The organism is Proteus sp. FME41, assembly GCF_014897315.1.
Taxonomy (GTDB): domain Bacteria; phylum Pseudomonadota; class Gammaproteobacteria; order Enterobacterales; family Enterobacteriaceae; genus Proteus.
In genome coordinates this window covers 208,322-226,962 of the sequence record NZ_JABUYL010000005.1, presented here as the reverse complement: position 1 = coordinate 226,962, position 18,641 = coordinate 208,322, and the positions used below count along the sequence as shown (strand labels likewise).

The window sequence follows — 18,641 nt, the reverse complement described above, 5'->3', positions numbered from 1 at the left end:
CGTTTTCAACAGGGGCTTCAATTATTGATGTAGCTTCAGCGGCTTGCTGTGCTTTCTTTGCTTTAACACGAGCTAATGCGGCAGCAACGGCCGCTTTACGTGGATCGACGTCTTCGGCTTTAGCGTTTTCAACAGGGGCTTCAATTGTTGATGTAGCTTCGGTGGCTTGCTGTGCTTTTTTTGCTTTAACACGAGCTAATGCGGCAGCAACGGCCGCTTTACGTGGATCGACGTCTTCGGCTTTAGCGTTTTCAACAGGGGCTTCAATTGTTGATGTAGCTTCGGTGGCTTGCTGTGCTTTTTTTGCTTTAACGCGGGCTAATGCGGCAGCAACAGCCGCTTTACGTGGATCAGCATCTTCAACTGTATTATCACTCGATGCTTCAAGCGTTTGTTGTTGTGCTTGTTTAGCTGCTTGTTTTGCTCTGACTTCTTCTTTTCGTTTTTTACGTGCCGCAATAGCTGCTGCGTTATCGGGTTCTTCACCTGCTTTTACGGAAATAATTTTACCAATACCCTGTTTTTCTTTTACACGCGATAGGGCAGATTGCACTTCATTGTGCTCGTTATCATCAAGTTTAACTGCGGCACGTTGATGTCTTGCTTCACGCTCAAGTTTTTCGCGCTCCATACGTATTTTTTTAGCCTCAAAACGGGCTTTGGCTTCTGTTGCTCGTTTTGCTTCGGCATCAATTTCACGAATTTCTGCTTTTTCTTGGCGGTAGTATTGAACAAGGGGAATATTACTTGGGCACACAAACGCACATGCACCACATTCAATACAATCAAATAAATTATGCTGTTGGGCTTTCTCATGTTCTTTACCTTTACTAAACCAATAAAGTTGTTGAGGTAATAAACCACTAGGGCAAGCATCCACACAATGACCACAACGGATACACGCCTCTTCAAGGTTATCTGTATCCATCTCTTCAACGGAAGGGATTAGTAGGCAGTTGGTTATCTTAACAATCGGAGCCGTTAAGTCAGGTAAGGTAAAGCCCATTAATGGCCCCCCCATAATCACCATTTGTTCCGAGCCTGCAACAAAGCCTGCTTGTTTTAGCAATGTATAAATAGGGGTTCCTAAGCGTGCCCAGAAGTTGCCTGGTGTTTTTGTACCATTACCTGTAACGGTAACAACACGCTCAATTAAAGGTTCATCATCAATAATGGCACGTTTAATGGCGACAACAGTACCCACGTTTTGCATCAGAACGCCAATATCAGATGAACGACCACCCGATGGCACTTCTTTCCCTGTTAAGATCTTGGTCAGTTGTTTAGCACCGCCAGAGGGGTATTTTGTGGGTATTACTCGAATGACAATACGCTTTTCATCAGGTAAGGCATTTAATGCCTGTCTTAATGCCGCTATTGCTTCTGGCTTGTTATCTTCAATACCAATTAACACTTCATCTGGTGAGAGCAGATGAATTAAAACCTGACAGCCTGCAATCACTTCATCAGCGTGTTCTTGCATTAAGCGATCGTCCGCGGTGATATAAGGCTCACATTCGGCTGCGTTGACGATAAGTGTTTTAACTAAATCACCACCGCCTTTTAATTTTGATGCGGTCGGGAATCCTGCCCCCCCTAATCCCGCAATACCCGCTTCATGGATACGAGTGAGTAAAGCTTCTTTGCTTTGCGATTGGTAATCAGCAAGAGGGAATTGTTCACGCCATTCATCTTTACCGTCAGATTGAATTCTTACGGCAATTTCAGGTAATCCTGAAGGGTGAGCACTTGGAAAGGGCTCTATAGCAGTGACAGTACCAGAGATAGACGCATGAACAGGGAGTGTTCTACCAACACCTTTTGTTAAGGGCTGGCCTTTTAAAACATGCTCACCCACATTTACGCAAAGTTGACCGGGTACACCTAAGTGTTGATGAATAGGAATAATCACTTCATCCGGTAAATGTGCGATACGCATTGGTGTACGACTTGACTGTAATTTCATTTCAGGAGGATGAATACCGCCTTTAAAATCCCAGATTTTATCTTTTTTAAATAACGAAAAGAGATTAAACATGAGCGTTATCCTCCGTCTTTAATGACGGTTCATCTTCAGGTATTTCTTCAGGCTCTGCTGGAATATTTTTTACTGGGATTGTATTTAAATCCCATTTCCAATTTGAGGTTGTGACTTTGACTGGCACTAAGGTAATACAGTCAGTAGGGCAAGGCGGAACGCATAAGTCACACCCAGTACATAAGTCTTCAATAACCGTATGCATTGCGCGTGTTGCACCTACAATGGCATCAACAGGGCAAGCTTGAATACACTTAGTACATCCTATGCAATTATCTTCATCAATTAAGGCAACTTTTCTAACGGGATTTAATGCTTCTTCGTCACCATCAAGCGGTTGAGGTTCAACACCCATTAATTCTGCAATTTTTAACATCACTTGTTCGCCACCCGGCGCACAACGGTTAATCATCTCACCATTGTTTGCAACCGCGTCGGCATAAGGGCGACAACCAGGATGTCCACATTGCCCACATTGACTCTGTGGCAAAATAGCCTCTATTTTTTCAACAATAGGATCTTCTTCCACTTTAAAACGACGTGCGGAATAGCCCAAAATTAGCCCAAAGATAAGACCTAACGCACCCAGTACGCCAATTGCTATCCATAAAGAATTCATTACAGTTTCACCAAACCACTAAAACCCATAAAGGCGAGAGACATTAAACCTGCGGTAATTAAACCGATTGATGCCCCTTTAAAGGGAGCCGGGACATTCGCTACGGCTAATCTTTCTCTAATGGCGGCAAATAGTACCATCACAAGAGAAAAACCGACGGCTGCACCAAAACCATAAACTGCGGATTGCATAAATGTGTGTGCTTGATTGATATTTAATAACGCAACGCCTAAGACAGCACAGTTTGTGGTAATTAAAGGTAAGAAGATCCCCAACAAACGATAGAGTGTCGGGCTTGTTTTTCTTACAACCATTTCAGTGAATTGTACAACGACGGCAATAACTAAAATAAAACTCAGTGTGCGTAAATAAAGTAAGTCCAACGGAACTAAAATAAAGTTATCCATCAGCCATGAACTAATAGAGGCGAGTGTCATCACAAAAGTTGTCGCAAATCCCATACCGATCGCGGTTTCTAATTTTTTTGATACACCCATAAATGGGCATAAACCTAGGAATTTGACGAGTACAAAGTTATTCACCAATACGGTGCCGACGAATAGAAGCAAGTAATCAGTCATTGTTGTGCCAAAATTGTTAACCAGAGAAACAAAAAGCCTCCTGAAATAAAGAGGCTAAACAAGCGTATATAATACCAAGGGTAAAGAGGTGAAGTTATCGAACTTGTGTGAAAGTTTCACGAACACGCTTAGCAAACTTGATATAAGGCACAAAACAGACGGTCGAGAAGACAGACCAAAGAAGAGATTTTAACGCCGTTTGATCATCAACAGGGGCAAAACCAAAGCTTTTAATCGCCAGCAGTAAGTTGATAAGTAACCACAACATAAATAGACGTGGGAAATTTTGAGCACGATAAAAGAATTGGCGTAAAAGATATGCGGTAAAGCCAAACATCACCCAAGTGGTTAATGCGGAAAGATACCAACTCGACATTAAATGAAAAGGAAGCTGGTGGAGAATCGAAAAATCTGAAAAATATTTAATAATATAGAGAACAGACATCAAGCCAGAGCCAATAATTGACAAGATCATATAAGCCAATGGCGCAAGCAACCACCCTGTAATAGGCGCTTTCCCTGAAAGGGTATTCTGCGCGTTTGCTTTGAGATCAAATTTCATTAATTAATTATTCCTACTCGTGTGTATAGAACTAAACGGGATATTATCACAAACTTTGTTATTATTTATTTAGCTACAAAAGTGAAAGTGATTTTTGTTAATAAAAAAACGCATAAAAATAGGATAGGGTAATGGCAAATAAACTCAATGTTGGGATTATCGGGTATGGCTATGCAAGTAAAACCTTTCATGCTCCTTTAATTACCACAACTGAAGGCTTACATCTTAGTGCAATTTCAAGCTCTGATGAACATAAAGTCAAACAAGATTTTCCTCACGTCACGGTTTATGCAGACCCTCAAGCACTGATTAACGATACCTCTATAGACTTAATTATTATTCCAACGCCGAATAATACGCACTATTCTCTGGCGTCACAGGCTTTGGCAAAAGGGAAACATGTTGTTGTTGATAAACCCTTTACACTGACATTAGACGAAGCTGAAAAACTGACTCAACAAGCAGCAGAGGCCGGTAAGCTACTTTCTGTTTTTCATAATCGTCGTTGGGATTCTGGTTTCTTAACGGTTAAAAAGCTTCTGGCAGATAAAATACTGGGTGAAGTCAGTGCCTATGAAGCACATTTTGATCGCTTTCGTCCCACTGTACGTCAACGTTGGCGAGAAGATGCCGCTATAGGTGGAGGGCTTTGGTATGATTTAGCTCCGCATCTTCTTGATCAAGCGGTTTGTTTGTTTGGTGAGCCTAAGGCAATAACGGCAGATATTGCGCAATTACGTCCTAATGCGAAAAATGCCGATTACTTTCATGCACTATTAGAATATGACAATCTAAGAGTTGTTCTTCATGCTTCTATGCTAGTCGCATCATCAACCCCTATTTTTGCCATTCATGGCACAAAAGGGAGTTATGTGAAGTATGGTTTAGATACTCAAGAAGATGCCCTAAAAGCAGGTCAATTACCTAATCAAACCTATAATTGGGGAATGGATGATAACGATGGTGAGTTAACAACGCTGTCAGCATTAGGTGAATTAGAGACGACGACACTGACAACATGCTTTGGTGATTATCCTGCTTATTATCAACAAATTTATCGAGCAATTACATCGGGTGAAGAAAATCCCGTTACCCCAATACAAGCCACTGCGATTATGCGCTTGATTGAAGCCGGTGAAATTTCAAATCGTTTAAAACAAACCATTACGCTATAAGCAATAGGGAGTGCTAAATCTAATGTCTTGGTGGCAAAAATTAAAACTTGATCCTTTTCTCATGATAATGATTTGTGTGGTGACGCTAGCAACGCTATTACCCGCACAAGGGGAGATTAAAACACTATTCCAATATCTGACGACAGGTGCTATTGCACTGCTTTTTTTCTTGCATGGGGCAAAGCTCTCTAGAGAAGCAATACTGGCAGGATTAGGGCATTGGCGTTTACATCTCACCGTATTTGCCAGCACCTTTATTCTTTTCCCTGTTTTGGGGTTAGGCTTACACGTTATTGTGCCTGAATGGATGTCACCGACGGTCTATATGGGCTTTTTATATCTTTGTGCGCTTCCTGCCACAGTTCAATCTGCTATTGCTTTTACCTCTGTGGCTGGGGGGAATGTCGCCGCGGCTATTTGTAGTGCATCAGCATCCAGTATTTTAGGTGTTTTCCTTTCTCCTGTGCTGGTGGGTTTCTTAATGCAAACTCAAGGCTCTGCCGACGATTTTGATACCGCAGGGGCAATACAGTCGATTTTACTGCAATTGATGGTACCTTTTATTATTGGTCACTTATCGCGTCCTTTAATTGGACGTTGGGTTGATAACCATAAAAAATTAGTGAATAGAACGGATCGCTCGTCTATTTTGCTGGTGGTCTATGTGGCATTTAGTGAAGCGGTAGTTGAAGGAATTTGGCATAAAATCGACGGTTGGTCACTATTAACCATTGCAGTTGTTAGTTGTGTCTTGCTCGCGATTGTCATTTTTGTGAATGTCTACAGTGCAAGGTTGCTGGGTTTTAATAAAGCGGATGAAGTTACCATTGTTTTTTGTGGGTCTAAAAAGAGTCTTGCCAATGGTGTTCCTATGGCGAACGTACTCTTTCCTGCAGCGACGGTTGGGGTAATGCTATTACCATTAATGATATTCCATCAAATTCAATTAATGGTTTGTGCTGTATTAGCACAGCGCTACGCTAATCAAGCTAAAGAAACTGAAAAGAAATAACGTATTTAGCTAAATATGAGAAAAGCACCGATTTAACTCTTTGTCGGTGCTTTTTTTATTGGTTTTGATCTTCGTTATTTTCTTTTTTATTGGATGATGACGGTAGGCGTGATTTAAACGGAAGGGGTAAACCAAGTACAAAATAAATTAAGAAAACAAAACCCATATTTAAATAGTCGGATTTATTGTTTTTCACATCAACTTTTAATTCACAATCGATGGGTTCTAGCTGATCGTTAATATTATATTTGCCTTGGTAAAGCTCATTAAGCATTGCTTGCGCTTGTTCAAATTCTTTATAGTTAACCAGTAGTTTTACGCCGCCAGTAGCTTGAGCATACACTTGGTTATTCCAAACAATATTTTCATCTAAAAGAATAGCATCAATACCTTCTGACTGAAGAAAACCTGCCTCAATAGAGGCATCAAGTGGAGATAGATATTGTGCTAATAATCTATATTGACCTCTTGTCGGGTGAATATTCCACATAGCTTTTCCTTAATAATAAGTAACCCCTCGAAAATTAATTTTAGTCTAAGAGTCATTAATAATTCCATCTATTTTCAATAAATATAAAAAAACCATCTGATTAACAGATGGTTTTAATCATAAAGCTATTAAATATTAACGTAAACTGACTTTCTTAATTAATGCATCACGTTCTGCTTGGCTAATAAACGCCATTTTCAAGCCATTAATTTGTGTTTGACGAATTTGTTCTGGTGTTAATCCTGCAGCAGGTGCTGCAACAGTATATTCATGTTTTAATTCTATACCTTCAACAGCAGGATCGTCAGTATTAAGAGAGGCAATAATCCCATGTGCTAAGAATGTTTTTAGAGGATGCTCTGCGAACGAATTAATAGTGCTAGTTTGAATATTTGATGTTAAGCAAGATTCAATACCAATTTGATGCTCGGCGAGGTAATCCATTAAACGTGGATCTTCAATCGCTTTAACACCGTGACCAATACGGCTTGCACCTAATTCTTTAATCGCATGCCAAATACTTTCAGCTCCGGCAGCTTCACCCGCATGAACGGTAATGTTCCAACCTGTCTCACGAGCACGATTAAAATGGGGTTGGAATAAGTGACCCGGAAAACCTAATTCATCACCCGCTAAATCAAGCGCCGTAATTTTATCTTGGTGTTGTAATAGTCCGTTTAATTCTTGTTGGCAGGCATCTTCACCAAAAGTACGGCTTAAAATACCAATTAAACGAATATCCACATCATGAGATTGTAGAGCACTTTGTACACCATCAACAATCGCTTCTACCACACCTTCGACAGGTAATTGGTGTTTCATCGCCATGTAATAAGGAGAAAAGCGCAGTTCAGCGTAATCAATACCCGCATTAACTACATCGACTACATTTTCATAAGCAACACGATGACACGCATCTAAATCGGCTAAAACCGCCACACCCCAATCTAATTTTTGTAAAAAGCTCACAAGACTAGGCTCATTTTTTGTTATTTGGACATGAGGGCGTAATGCTTCCAATTCATAAGCAGGCAGTGCAATATTGTGTTGTTTCGCTAAATCTAAAATAGTTTGAGGACGAATATTACCATCTAAATGGCGATGTAAATCGGTTAAAGGCAACTGTGTGTCAATCACGTGTTATTTTCCTTTCTAATAGAAATAATGAAAATCTATCGTTTATAGTGATTTTCTTATAATCGGGTAATAATAAAATAGTTGCGAATTATTATGACTGATTTTTATTTTATTCACTAACAAATAAATTTGAATTGGCTGTTTTTAAAACTAAAAGAGCTATTTTTTCTCGGTTTTTAATCGAAAAATAAAAAATGAAAAAAAACAGTGTCTATTTATTAGCTACAATATTCAATGTAATTGATGTTTGTTATCAAACTAACTGATACATTGATTTTTAAGCTTAAATTGTACTCATCATTGTAATTGAAATATTCTATCAGTTATTTTGATAGGTTTTTATGAAAAAAGATAAAAATAGGAGCCTCTAAAGCTGTTCTCTTTATCTATTTATTTAATTCATTATTCATTCATTCATTCATTTGTTGGGTTTTTTAATTGTGATGAGTAATGGGGGATGAATATTAAAGCGAATTTAATTTATTTTTTATAATAAAATAAAAAATAGAATATCTCTTTTGTTAAATGATAAATAAAAATGAAGTAATTAAAGTAATAATATGCCGTCGATAAAGCGATAGTATTAAATGAATATATTAATTTAATTACAAACTATTAAATAGAAACCTAATCATTTAAAATCAAAGGTGTATAAATATGAATAATTCTGATTTAAATATTGAAAAAAAAGAAAGTAAAATACAACATCAATTAGTTTCTAAAATACTTCCCCCTTCATCCTCAAGTAGCCTTACCCATGGTTCACAAGTTGTCACTGGTGATGGGGCGATTGCATTAGATTTAGTGGTCGTCATTGATACTAGTGGCTCAATGTCTGATGAATCGTCAGATTTAAGTAAAGACATCGATATTGCAATACAAAAGGCATTAGAACGTTGTCCATCAAAACTTCGAGTCACTTTTCTAGGTATTGAAGGGACGTGGGAGGATACAAAATTTGATCAATCTGCCAGTGATTATTTAAAAGCTCAATGTGTACCTGAACGTCGTTTACAAGCAAGAAAACCCTTTAAAGAAGCTGATGGGCGTGATCATGCGGGGAATAGAGAAGATTTATGTCGTGCGGTGATTGATGTAAGTCGCTATTTCGATTGGCGTGATGGCGCTCGTCGCGCTATTTTTGTGCTGGGTGATGAGGGTATGGAAGGTGGCGGTGGTGTGCTCACCAATGCGGCGGTGATAAAAAATAATGAAGCCATTACTGTTGCTCAACATGAAAAAGTCAAAGTGTATACCTATCAAGGAACGCCGGATGATAACTCAACTAATCTTGACCGTTTCCCTAGTGTGGTAGATAGAGATCGGGTGACAAAAGAGTATGTGCGTTTAGCTGAGCAAACAGGAGGGCGTTCTTACATCTATACAACGGGTATTGCGAATTTTTCTTTAGTCCTTCAAGAGATCCTCTGTGACAGTTTGACGATACCGAACATTCCTAAACCGAATGAAAAAACGGCAAGTTGTCATCATGTTTGTGAGCAATTAACCTCTATTATTTCGACGGTAAACACACTTGCGGGGATCATTAGCAAAACTATTGATTCATGCTGTAAAGATGAGCGGGAAACTCATTATCTCCCTACTAAAGATTGTGGCTGCTAAATAATAAATAAAAAAACACCCCATTTATGAATAACACAATGGGGTGTTTTTATTTACGTCTTTAATCGAAACTTAATTATTGAGCTTGTGCTGGTTGCTCTGGGATTAAGATTTCTTGTTCTTCGATGATAGCAGGATCTTCAGTCATCTCTTCTTGATAACCTTCTTCTGAATAATCAGAATCATCGTAATCGTAAGATGATGCGCCCATACCGAATAACATTGCGGCTAAACCTAACATTTGAGGTGCTTGAGTAACATTCATAAACTCATCAAAAGTATAGGTTTTACCGTTCATGGTAAATTTATCAGCAGCATAGTTCAGTTTCATGCTTAATGCTTTACCGTCTTGTGCAAGTAACATCAGTGGTAATGCATCTTTCTCATCTTGAGAGATTTGGTTGATATTTTGCTGTAACTCTGTTTTTAATTGCTCAATATCAGCTGCAGTTGCTGTTTCAATCTCTTTTTTCTCTTCATCTGTTAATGCCGTTTCTTGGTAACGAACCGCATCAAGATATTGAGTGGTGTTACGGAATTCAGCTAACATAGGAAGAGATAAATCAACATTGAAATCAATGTTTTTAAACAGATAGTTAAATAATTCTGCTGGTGATTTCTCTTGGCTTTCTAATACTTTAACGTTAAAAGCATTTAAGTCTAAGTTAAAGGTTAACTTACTTGCACCACTTTTATTTGTTAAAGACGCTTCATCAATACGGAAAACTAAGCCTTTTTCCAGTACATCACGAACCGCTTGTTCTACCATGTCTGAATTGTCATAATTGTATTTGTTCCAAGGTAATAACGAGTTGTTATACACTTTGGTTAACAGCAACATGGCATCTGTATCAGCTTTATCAATAGAATAGCCAAATTTACCCGCACCAAACTCTAATCCCGCAATATTTAATGATTTAAAGTTATAGGTTTGAGATAAATTGAAAAGTTTATCTTTAATATCACTTTTTGTTATCAGAGAAAAATCTTTCAGTGAGAAGTCTGATGCTTTGTCTTTGCTTGTATGTGCGATTTCAGCAAAGCTTAATAACTGCTCATTGAATAAGTATTGATCATTATTTACTTTTGTCCCGGTAACAGAACCCGAAATATTTTTAATAGTGAAAGTCTCTTCACCTTCTTTAGTCACAACAACCTGATCACCTTTCACCGAAGTTGTAAAGTTTGTTGCACTTTTATCTGATGAAAATTCAACAGTTAATGGTGTTGTTTTAACGGTGTCGCCCTTATCAGTGAAATCGATAGGGTTCAGTTTTGCTTCACCTGATACCGCACCATCAAAAGCTAAAGAGGTATGGATATCAAAAATAGACTTCTCTTTAGTCAGTTTGAATAATTCTTTGGTTGTCTCATTGTTGACCAATGTATTATTCATTGCCGCTAATTTTGGCGCTAAATTAAATTTAGCCAGATCAGAAAGAGGGAATGGACCATGGTCGATATCCGTAGAGAAAATAACTTCTTCTACTTTTTTATCTTGGTCTTCTACGTCACTAGCATCTTTTGAAATCACGACAGCAAAGTCTGCATTAGAGGTAAAGACCCCTTTTTTATAGTCACGAATTTCAAGTTTAATATCAGCGCCAAATTGTGCATTTTTAGCAAGTTGCGCTAACTGGACATTAGCAAGTTTCGTTTCTTCCTGTAAGCGACTTTCAATTTTGCTGCCCATGTACCACGAAGCTCCGGTCCAAACAACACCCAGTGCGACGATAACACCAACAGCGACAAGCGATTTCTTCATAATTCTAGTCCATCCTCTGTGTACATCTGGCGATGTACGTTATAAAGGCTGTTTTGTAACCCTTAAACAACCCGATAAATTGGTGAAAAATTTTACTCATTTTAAATATAGATAATCTACATATATACATCGCCACCTATATTAACTGTAAATATAGATTTAGTAGAATAAAATCGCAATCAGAACTTACTTAGTTAGTCGCTAACATAATGAGTTTAAAGCAAAATGAATATGATTTATAAGATAAATAAAATAAGGACATAAAAAATGTTTTTTTTACTCACTTTTCGATTTAGACACTATTTAAGTGTGATGTAATTCTATTTATGATGAATAATAAAGGCTCATAATAAGTATGGATATAAATATGAAAGCTTAAATAATAACGCTGGTGACAAAATAAGGTGACTAACCGTATTTTTCCAGAAAAATCAACAGATATCATTCTGTTATAAATTTCATAAGCTCGCTTTAGCTCTCATATTTATTATTCGGTTTATGGCATGATAGTTATATCCGAGTTATTTACTAAAAAACGATTCGGAATTAATCAATTATTCTGTGTACTTAAGGAGATTGAAATGGCAGCCACTCGCATTGAAAAAGACTCAATGGGACAAATCGAAGTACCTGCTGACCAGTTATGGGGAGCTCAAACGCAGCGTTCTCTTGAACACTTCCGTATTTCAGTTGAAAAAATGCCTGTTGCACTTATCCATGCGCTTGCGATAACTAAAAAAGCAGCCGCAGGTGTTAACATGGATTTAGGTCTATTACCTAAAGAGCGTGCTGATGCAATTATTGCGGCAGCAGATGAAGTGCTTGCAGGGAAACACCCCACTGAATTCCCATTAGCAATCTGGCAGACGGGTTCTGGCACTCAATCAAACATGAATATGAATGAAGTGTTAGCTAACCGTGGTAGTGAGATCCTTGGTGGTATCCGTGGCATGGAGCGCAAAATCCATCCGAATGATGATGTTAACAAAAGTCAAAGTTCAAATGATGTGTTCCCAACTGCCATGCATGTCGCTGCTGTTATTGCATTACGTCAGGATTTACTGCCGGAATTAAAAGCACTGCTGAAAGTATTCAAAGAGAAAGCAGAAGCTTTCCATGACATCGTTAAAATTGGTCGTACTCACCTGCAAGATGCGACACCACTGACGTTAGGCCAAGAAATTTCTGGTTGGGCGGCGATGCTTGAGCACAGTATCAAACATATCGATGATTCTATTCCTCATGTTTGTGAATTGGCATTGGGTGGTACTGCTGTCGGTACTGGATTAAATACGCACCCAGAATATGCTGTACGTGTCGCGAAACGTATTGCTGAATTATCAGGTCAGCCATTTGTGACTGCACCTAATAAGTTTGAAGCATTAGCAACATGTGATGCACTAGTTCATTCGCATGGTGCATTAAAAGGCTTAGCATCATCATTAATGAAGATTGCTAACGACGTGCGTTGGTTAGCGTCTGGCCCTCGTTGTGGTATTGGTGAAATTGCTATTCCTGAAAACGAACCTGGTAGCTCAATCATGCCAGGTAAAGTTAACCCAACACAATGTGAAGCATTAACAATGTTATGTGCTCAAGTGATGGGTAATGATGTGGCTATTAATATTGGTGGTGCATCAGGTAACTTTGAACTGAACGTCTATCGCCCAATGATTATTGATAACTTCTTGCAATCAGTCCGTTTACTGGCTGATGGTATGCGTAGTTTCAATGAACACTGTGCAATTGGTATTGAGCCAAATCGTGAACGTATCAATAAACTACTTCACGAATCATTAATGTTGGTTACAGCATTAAATACGCATATTGGGTATGATAAAGCGGCTGAAATCGCTAAAAATGCGCATAAAAAAGGCTTAACACTGAAAGAGTCAGCATTGAAACTGAACTACCTCACCTCTGAAGAATTCGATAGTTGGGTTCGTCCAGAAGAGATGGTTGGTAGTATGAAGAAATAAGCCTATTTAGCGCTTATTTAATGCTGATATTAAATCCCGCTATAATGGCGGGATTTTTAGATCGTATTAGGAAAATTGATATGAATGAAGAAATTCGTTTTACCGCAACAGAAGTGAATTGCTATGTTGAAGATGATGTCACCATTATTGGAATAGGAGATGATGCTGTTTCTCCTGATCACTTCATCATTCTTTCACGATTTGATGAAGAAGATGAAGAGATTGATAATTCCATTGGTTTAATGACACATCTATCTGATATTGAAGCGATTAATACGCTTGAAAAAATTACGATAAGCCGAGAAAAAATTATTTTCTTATTGAAAGATAAGATAGAAATAACGATTGATTTGAATATTGAAGCTGATTATTTTACTCAACTTTATGATTACCTTCTGCAAATTATTCAAGGAAGTTCGATTCAACTTATTGAAAAATAGGTTATTAATCAGTTTATTAATTGATTACTTTTCAAGATATAAATGCATTCTTGGAATAATTAATTGCAAGTTTTTTGCTTTAGGGCGATGGCGAATTTGAATATTATCGGCATCATAATCAGGAAGTTCGCCAATAATCGGTTTAAAATCGCTCTCTTTATCAATATAAAAAGCCAATAATGGCAAAGGGCAGGCATATTGTACCTGTTTTTGAATTTCTGAATACCAAACGCGGGCAATAGGCTGCACTTTTACTGGGCGTTTTATTTTTAATTTCGCATTTTCAGGGAGTTGTGAAAGGGTGATAATTTCTTTATCAATACGCTCAGCCCATTGTTCACTCGTATAAGGTGGAACGGCGCGATTAGCCTCACGACTTTTTTCTAACTGGGCCAACACATCATTACGCGTTAAATTCTTAATAATATTTTTATTCGCCCAACCAAAACGAACAGTATCAGGATCAGACAGTAGGGTGAGGGTGCGATAAGCATTGAGTGTAATCAACCCTTTTAGCTGATTATGAACAAAATCAAAACGTTCCTCCTTAGAAATTCCTGACTCTTTAGTCACGATATCAGAAAGCTGTTTTTTTAATGCATTAATTTGCTCAACCTCTTTTTTTACAGCCTTAAACTCAATGTTATTAGTACTAAAACAAAGTACACCAGGTAAACGAATAGCACGTTTACTACTGATATGTGGGGCATTATCATAAATAAACAAATTTGCGATAAGCTTTAATGTAAGGTCACGAGCTTCTTCATCATAGCTAGGCGACACCGTCACATGAACAACTTCATCATGCTCTTCTTCTTTAGTGACATCGGGTAATTCAAAGACAGCCGAAGATAATAATGTTAAATTTTTTAGCTTTTTTGTCAGAGAGTTAATCTCTGTTTCTAACTGTTTAAAGCAGAGATTGAATTGTTCGATTAAATCATATTTACTCATTTTAATATCCTTATTTAGTTACAACATACAATTAGCCTTTGTTTAAAACAATACATTAGCTTCAGTGGAAAGTACATCGCTTAGCAGGGGGAAATGCCAAAAATACGGTATACTGTATATAAACACAGTACACCGTGAAAAGGGCATATTTTAATACTATTTTTCTTAAAAAGAAGATTTGCGATGATTTTACACACCATTTTGGCTTATTTTTCATTCACAAAATGTATTGAGTCTTGAATTGTATTGCAGTCTGGTTTTGTTGGCGGACAACTTTTTGTAGACGCACTGGCAATCGATGTAAAAAGAACAAAGAGCAGAGCGATAGGCAGTTTAATTTTAAACATGGTGCTAATCCTTCTCAAAAGTATAGGCCTATACCTTATGAAAAGAGTACGAAATCGACAATATTAAATGGTATTAGCCTGCTTTCGTACTTTGTTATCATTATGATTTACATGGTTATTGGGCAACTCTATTTAAATGTAATGCGATCAACAAAGCTGCTAACATTAAAATGGCAATAAATAATCCAACACCCAGCCAACCAAAACTTATCCAAAACAGGCCACCGACCGTACCAGCAAGACTTGAACCCGCATAGTAAGTAAAAAGATAAAGTGAAGAGGCTTGAGCTCGGCCTCGTTTAGCTCGACGACCAACCCAGCTACTTGCAACAGCATGAGCTGCGAAAAATCCCGTTGTTAAGATAAGCATCCCGATAAAGATAACAGGTAACGATTCAATTAAGGTGATCAATATTCCGATTAACATCATTGAAATACCCGCAATAAATACGTTGCCTAATCCATATTTTGTCGTTAATAATCCGGCTTTCGAGGCGCTATAAGTGCCACTTAAATACACGATAGAAATTAAGCCCACTGTAGTCTGACTTAATGAATAGGGTGCATCTAATAAACGATAGCCAATATAGTTAAATAAAGTGACAAATCCGCCCATTAATAAACCCCCTTCGATAAATAATAGGGGCAGTCCTTTATCTCTAAAATGCAATTTTGTTGTAATAAGCAGGTTACGCGGTTTTAATGCGGTTGGTCTAAAATGCTGGGAGGCAGGTAATATTTTCCAAAAAGTCACCGCGGCAAAAAGGGCAAAAACACCAAGAATAACGACAGATAAACGCCAAGAGTAATAATCACTTAATACACCTGTAATGACACGACCACTCATACCACCAATAGAGTTTCCGCTAATATATAACCCCATTGATAATGCGAGATAAGCAGGATGAATTTCTTCACTTAAATAGGTCATTGCCACTGCAGCAACACCACTTAATGAAAGCCCAACTAAGGCGCGAGTTATTAAAATACCCGTCCAGCTATTCATAGCAGCACTTAATAATGTAAAAAAAGCCGCACAAAATAGCGCAATAACCATCACATTTTTACGACCAAAAGCGTCTGAAAGAGGGCCGGTGATAAGTAATCCACATGCCATTAATGCTGTTGAAAGCGAGAGCGCTAGGCTACTGGTTGCAGGGCTTACTGAAAATTCATTAGATAACACCGGCAATATGGGTTGCACAAAATAGAGTAAGGCAAAAGTGGCTAATCCGACCATAAAAAATGACACTGTCACTTTTATATACAGTGCATCATCACGCTGAATATAGTGCTTAGGGTTAGATTGGCGATGAGCAGGCTTTTCTATACTTGATGTATTGTCTGAAATATCAGTGCCTAAGCTCATACTTTTACTGTCTATTTCGTGAGTATCCATATTGATTAAACTTCCATTACTTAAATTTGATTTATGTCAATGTTAGAAATATTTGATTTTTTTGTCTAATATATTAATCATTAGAAATAAGACGTTTAAAGTATCAATGACGATATGAGAGAAATATGAATATTGAACTGAGGCATTTACGTTACTTTATTGCCGTAGCAGAAGAACTTCATTTTGGTAAAGCCGCAGAAAGATTGAATATTTCTCAGCCGCCTTTAAGCCAACAAATACAAGCGCTTGAAAATGAAATTGGGGCTAAGCTCTTAGAACGCACTAACCGCTCAGTCTCATTAACACCCACGGGGCAAATGTTTTTAAAAGAGTCTTATCAAATAATGGCGCAAGTCAACGCAGCTGCAACACGCGCCGCTAGAATGGAAAAAGGTGAATTAGGTGAAATTTCAATTGGTTTTACCTCAACAACACCTTTTATGCATTTAGTCACTTTGAGTTTGCGACAGTTTAGGGAGAACTATCCTGAAGTGGGTATTCATATGCATCAAATGAATACAAAACAACAGATATCGCCGTTACTGACAGGACGTATTGATCTGGGGATCATGCGAAACACGACGCTACCCGAAAATTTGCACCACCAGCTCTTGTTTCGTGAGCCTTTTATCTTAGCGGTTTATGAAGGGCATCCTTTACTTGCTTACAAAGAAACGGGTGTCAATATTCAAGATATTGGACAATACCCCTTTGTTTTTTTTGAAAGAGATGTCGGTACGGCACTTTATGATGAAATAATTCAATTACTGAGTTTATCTGGCATTACGCCGACTATTGCGCAAGAGGCGGGCGAAGCAATGACAATTTTAGGATTAGTTGCTGCCGGATTGGGTATTTCAATTGTGACAAAATCTTTTACCCGCATGAAAGTGGATGGAGTACATTATTTACACTTTGCTAATTCACAGGCTTTTTCTGAAGTTTGGTTAGTCTCTCATAAAAAGCGCACGATACCTGCGGCTGCAAATAGATTAACGCAATTACTATTAAAAAATATCTTAGATCACCAAAAATCTTGATTTATCTGTGTTTTTGATCACGCTTTTTATGTAAGTATTGTACAATTATCACAAATTGACGACATAATCGGTAATGAATTATTTGGAGCCTCGAATTAATTATGGCTCCTTAATTAAGGATGCATTCAATGGGGAACCAACCTAGCCACATCGATCACGTAAAACAATTTAATCTTGGCACAGTCTTTCGCTTGATTGATGAACATGGTCCCATTTCTCGTATTTCACTGTCAAAAAAGGCAGAGCTTGCGCCAGCAAGTATTACTAAGATCACCCGAGAATTAGTTGAAGCGCACCTTATTCATGAAACAGAGTTCCCCGATGTGGGATTTCGTGGCAGACCTGCGGTCGGATTAAAATTAGAAAGCCAAGGCTGGCAATTTCTCTGTATCCGCGTCAATAAAGGTAGCTTGCTTTTTAGTTTAAGAGAATTAGATAGCAAGCTGGTTACTGAAGATACGTTCGATTTCCCTAAAGAATACAGTGATGATTTTCTTAATCACTTTTTACTTGCTATCGATAAATTCTTCGAGCGTTATCAATCTCATGTTGAAAGATTAACCGCAATCAGTATTACTATGAATGCGATTGTTGATCCCATTATTGGTGTTATTCATAGCTCACCTTATTATGAGATTAAAGACATTCCCCTTGCTGATAAAATCCATGAAAAAACAGGTGTTGCTGTTTTTTTGCAACACAGTGTAACTGCATGGACAATGGCAGAATCTTTATATGGCGCAGCAAAAAACAGTTCAGATATTTTACAAATTGTTATCGATGATATTGTTGGTGCTGGCGTAATAACTAACGGGAGAACATTGCATTCCCATAGCCACAGCGCGGTTGAAATTGGGCATACTAAAGTTATCGATTCTGAGAATGCTTGTTATTGCGGCGCGAAAGGGTGTTTAGAAACGGAAATTGCTATTCCTCAATTAATTAAAAAAGCACAATTATTAGCACAAGAAAACCCAATCTCGTTGCTAAACAAATATCCCATTACTATTGAAACGCTGTGTGATGCAATATTAGTCGGTGATAAGCAGGCGTTTGAAATTGTCAATTTAGTTGCACAGCGATTAGGTTTTATTCTTGCTGTGATGATTAATATTTTTAACCCACAAAAAATACTTATTGGTTCGCCACTTTGTCGAGCTAAGTCAATTTTTTTCCCTTTGATCTTGAAGCACGTTCAAAATCATGTCATGCCACGTTATGCACAATCGTTGATTATTGAAGAAACAGAGTTAAGAAATAAAGGAACATTGCCTGCGGCATCGCTAGTTAAAGAGGCTTTGTACAACGGCTCTTTGTTAATTGAGTTGATGCAAGGCTAAATTAAGCACAATAAAACGTAACAAAAGTGTTTTGCAAGCGTAAATACATCAATTGATCATTAACGAATTCTCTATTTTCGACCAATTAACTAAAAAATTGAGCTACCTCAAACCACCAGAAACGGTGTTACCCTAAACTC

At 37.9% G+C, this 18,641-nt stretch carries 16 protein-coding genes; 7 read left to right on the top strand and 9 right to left on the bottom strand.

Annotation, left to right across the window (positions count from 1 at the left end; translation table 11 throughout):
• The 4 genes from rsxC to INT04_RS07125 form a co-directional block, all read right to left on the bottom strand.
• A partial coding sequence (rsxC, locus tag INT04_RS07140) for an electron transport complex subunit RsxC (protein ID WP_193015459.1) occupies positions 1–2,038 on the bottom strand: 2,038 nt, incomplete at its 3' end.
• Positions 2,031–2,657: an electron transport complex subunit RsxB gene (rsxB, locus tag INT04_RS07135; protein WP_193015458.1), complete on the bottom strand. Its 627-nt coding sequence runs from the start codon at positions 2,655–2,657 to the stop codon at positions 2,031–2,033. The genes rsxB and rsxC, both read right to left, overlap by 8 nt.
• Positions 2,657–3,238: an electron transport complex subunit RsxA gene (gene rsxA, locus INT04_RS07130; protein WP_006536930.1), complete on the bottom strand. Its 582-nt coding sequence runs from the start codon at positions 3,236–3,238 to the stop codon at positions 2,657–2,659. The genes rsxB and rsxA overlap by 1 nt, the downstream gene beginning before the upstream one ends.
• 94 nt (positions 3,239–3,332) lie before the next feature.
• Positions 3,333–3,800: a DUF2569 domain-containing protein gene (locus INT04_RS07125; RefSeq protein WP_193015457.1), complete on the bottom strand. Its 468-nt coding sequence runs from the start codon at positions 3,798–3,800 to the stop codon at positions 3,333–3,335.
• Between the two features lie 131 nt (positions 3,801–3,931).
• Here INT04_RS07125 and INT04_RS07120 point away from each other — a divergent pair, with 131 nt between their 5' ends.
• Together INT04_RS07120 and INT04_RS07115 are read left to right on the top strand one after the other, a co-directional pair.
• Positions 3,932–4,975, top strand: a complete 1,044-nt coding sequence (locus INT04_RS07120; RefSeq protein ID WP_193015456.1) for an oxidoreductase — start codon at positions 3,932–3,934, stop codon at positions 4,973–4,975.
• Positions 4,976–4,997: 22 nt separating this feature from the next.
• Positions 4,998–5,987 carry a bile acid:sodium symporter family protein gene (locus tag INT04_RS07115; protein WP_193015455.1) on the top strand — a complete coding sequence of 330 codons (990 nt, stop codon included), beginning with the start codon at positions 4,998–5,000 and terminating at the stop codon, positions 5,985–5,987.
• 55 nt (positions 5,988–6,042) lie between these two features.
• On the opposite strand, the gene INT04_RS07110 is transcribed toward INT04_RS07115, so the two are convergent.
• Together INT04_RS07110 and add are read right to left on the bottom strand one after the other, a co-directional pair.
• Positions 6,043–6,477 carry a hypothetical protein gene (locus tag INT04_RS07110; RefSeq protein WP_193015454.1) on the bottom strand — a complete coding sequence of 145 codons (435 nt, stop codon included), beginning with the start codon at positions 6,475–6,477 and terminating at the stop codon, positions 6,043–6,045.
• 135 nt (positions 6,478–6,612) lie between these two features.
• Positions 6,613–7,614, bottom strand: coding sequence for an adenosine deaminase (add, locus tag INT04_RS07105; protein ID WP_193015453.1), 1,002 nt, complete (start codon positions 7,612–7,614; stop codon positions 6,613–6,615).
• A 657-nt stretch (positions 7,615–8,271) separates the two neighbouring features.
• On the opposite strand from add, the gene INT04_RS07100 reads away from it, so the two are divergent.
• Positions 8,272–9,237 (top strand): VWA domain-containing protein, encoded by a 966-nt coding sequence (locus tag INT04_RS07100; protein WP_193015452.1) that lies wholly within the window; start codon positions 8,272–8,274, stop codon positions 9,235–9,237.
• 76 nt (positions 9,238–9,313) lie between these two features.
• Here the strand turns inward: INT04_RS07100 and INT04_RS07095 are convergent, their stop codons facing one another.
• Positions 9,314–11,002, bottom strand: a complete 1,689-nt coding sequence (locus INT04_RS07095; RefSeq protein WP_193015451.1) for a YdgA family protein — start codon at positions 11,000–11,002, stop codon at positions 9,314–9,316.
• A 581-nt stretch (positions 11,003–11,583) separates the two neighbouring features.
• Between INT04_RS07095 and fumC the strand changes: the two genes are divergently transcribed.
• Both fumC and INT04_RS07085 read left to right on the top strand, forming a co-directional pair.
• Positions 11,584–12,981, top strand: a complete 1,398-nt coding sequence (gene fumC / locus INT04_RS07090; RefSeq protein WP_193015450.1) for a class II fumarate hydratase — start codon at positions 11,584–11,586, stop codon at positions 12,979–12,981.
• 80 nt (positions 12,982–13,061) lie between these two features.
• Positions 13,062–13,421, top strand: coding sequence for a hypothetical protein (locus INT04_RS07085; RefSeq protein WP_193015449.1), 360 nt, complete (start codon positions 13,062–13,064; stop codon positions 13,419–13,421).
• A gap of 24 nt (positions 13,422–13,445) precedes the next feature.
• Here INT04_RS07085 and tus read toward each other — a convergent pair whose 3' ends face one another.
• Together tus and INT04_RS07075 are read right to left on the bottom strand one after the other, a co-directional pair.
• Complete coding sequence (gene tus, locus INT04_RS07080; RefSeq protein WP_193015448.1) at positions 13,446–14,375, bottom strand: DNA replication terminus site-binding protein; 930 nt, start codon at positions 14,373–14,375, stop codon at positions 13,446–13,448.
• Between the two features lie 462 nt (positions 14,376–14,837).
• Positions 14,838–16,121, bottom strand: coding sequence for an MFS transporter (locus INT04_RS07075; protein ID WP_193015447.1), 1,284 nt, complete (start codon positions 16,119–16,121; stop codon positions 14,838–14,840).
• Between the two features lie 125 nt (positions 16,122–16,246).
• Here INT04_RS07075 and INT04_RS07070 point away from each other — a divergent pair, with 125 nt between their 5' ends.
• Entirely contained in the window at positions 16,247–17,161 is a 915-nt protein-coding gene (locus INT04_RS07070; protein WP_193015446.1) for a LysR family transcriptional regulator, read from the top strand.
• Positions 17,162–17,289: 128 nt separating this feature from the next.
• Positions 17,290–18,501 carry an ROK family transcriptional regulator gene (locus INT04_RS07065; RefSeq protein ID WP_226944461.1) on the top strand — a complete coding sequence of 404 codons (1,212 nt, stop codon included), beginning with the start codon at positions 17,290–17,292 and terminating at the stop codon, positions 18,499–18,501.
• Positions 18,502–18,641 lie beyond the last annotated feature (140 nt).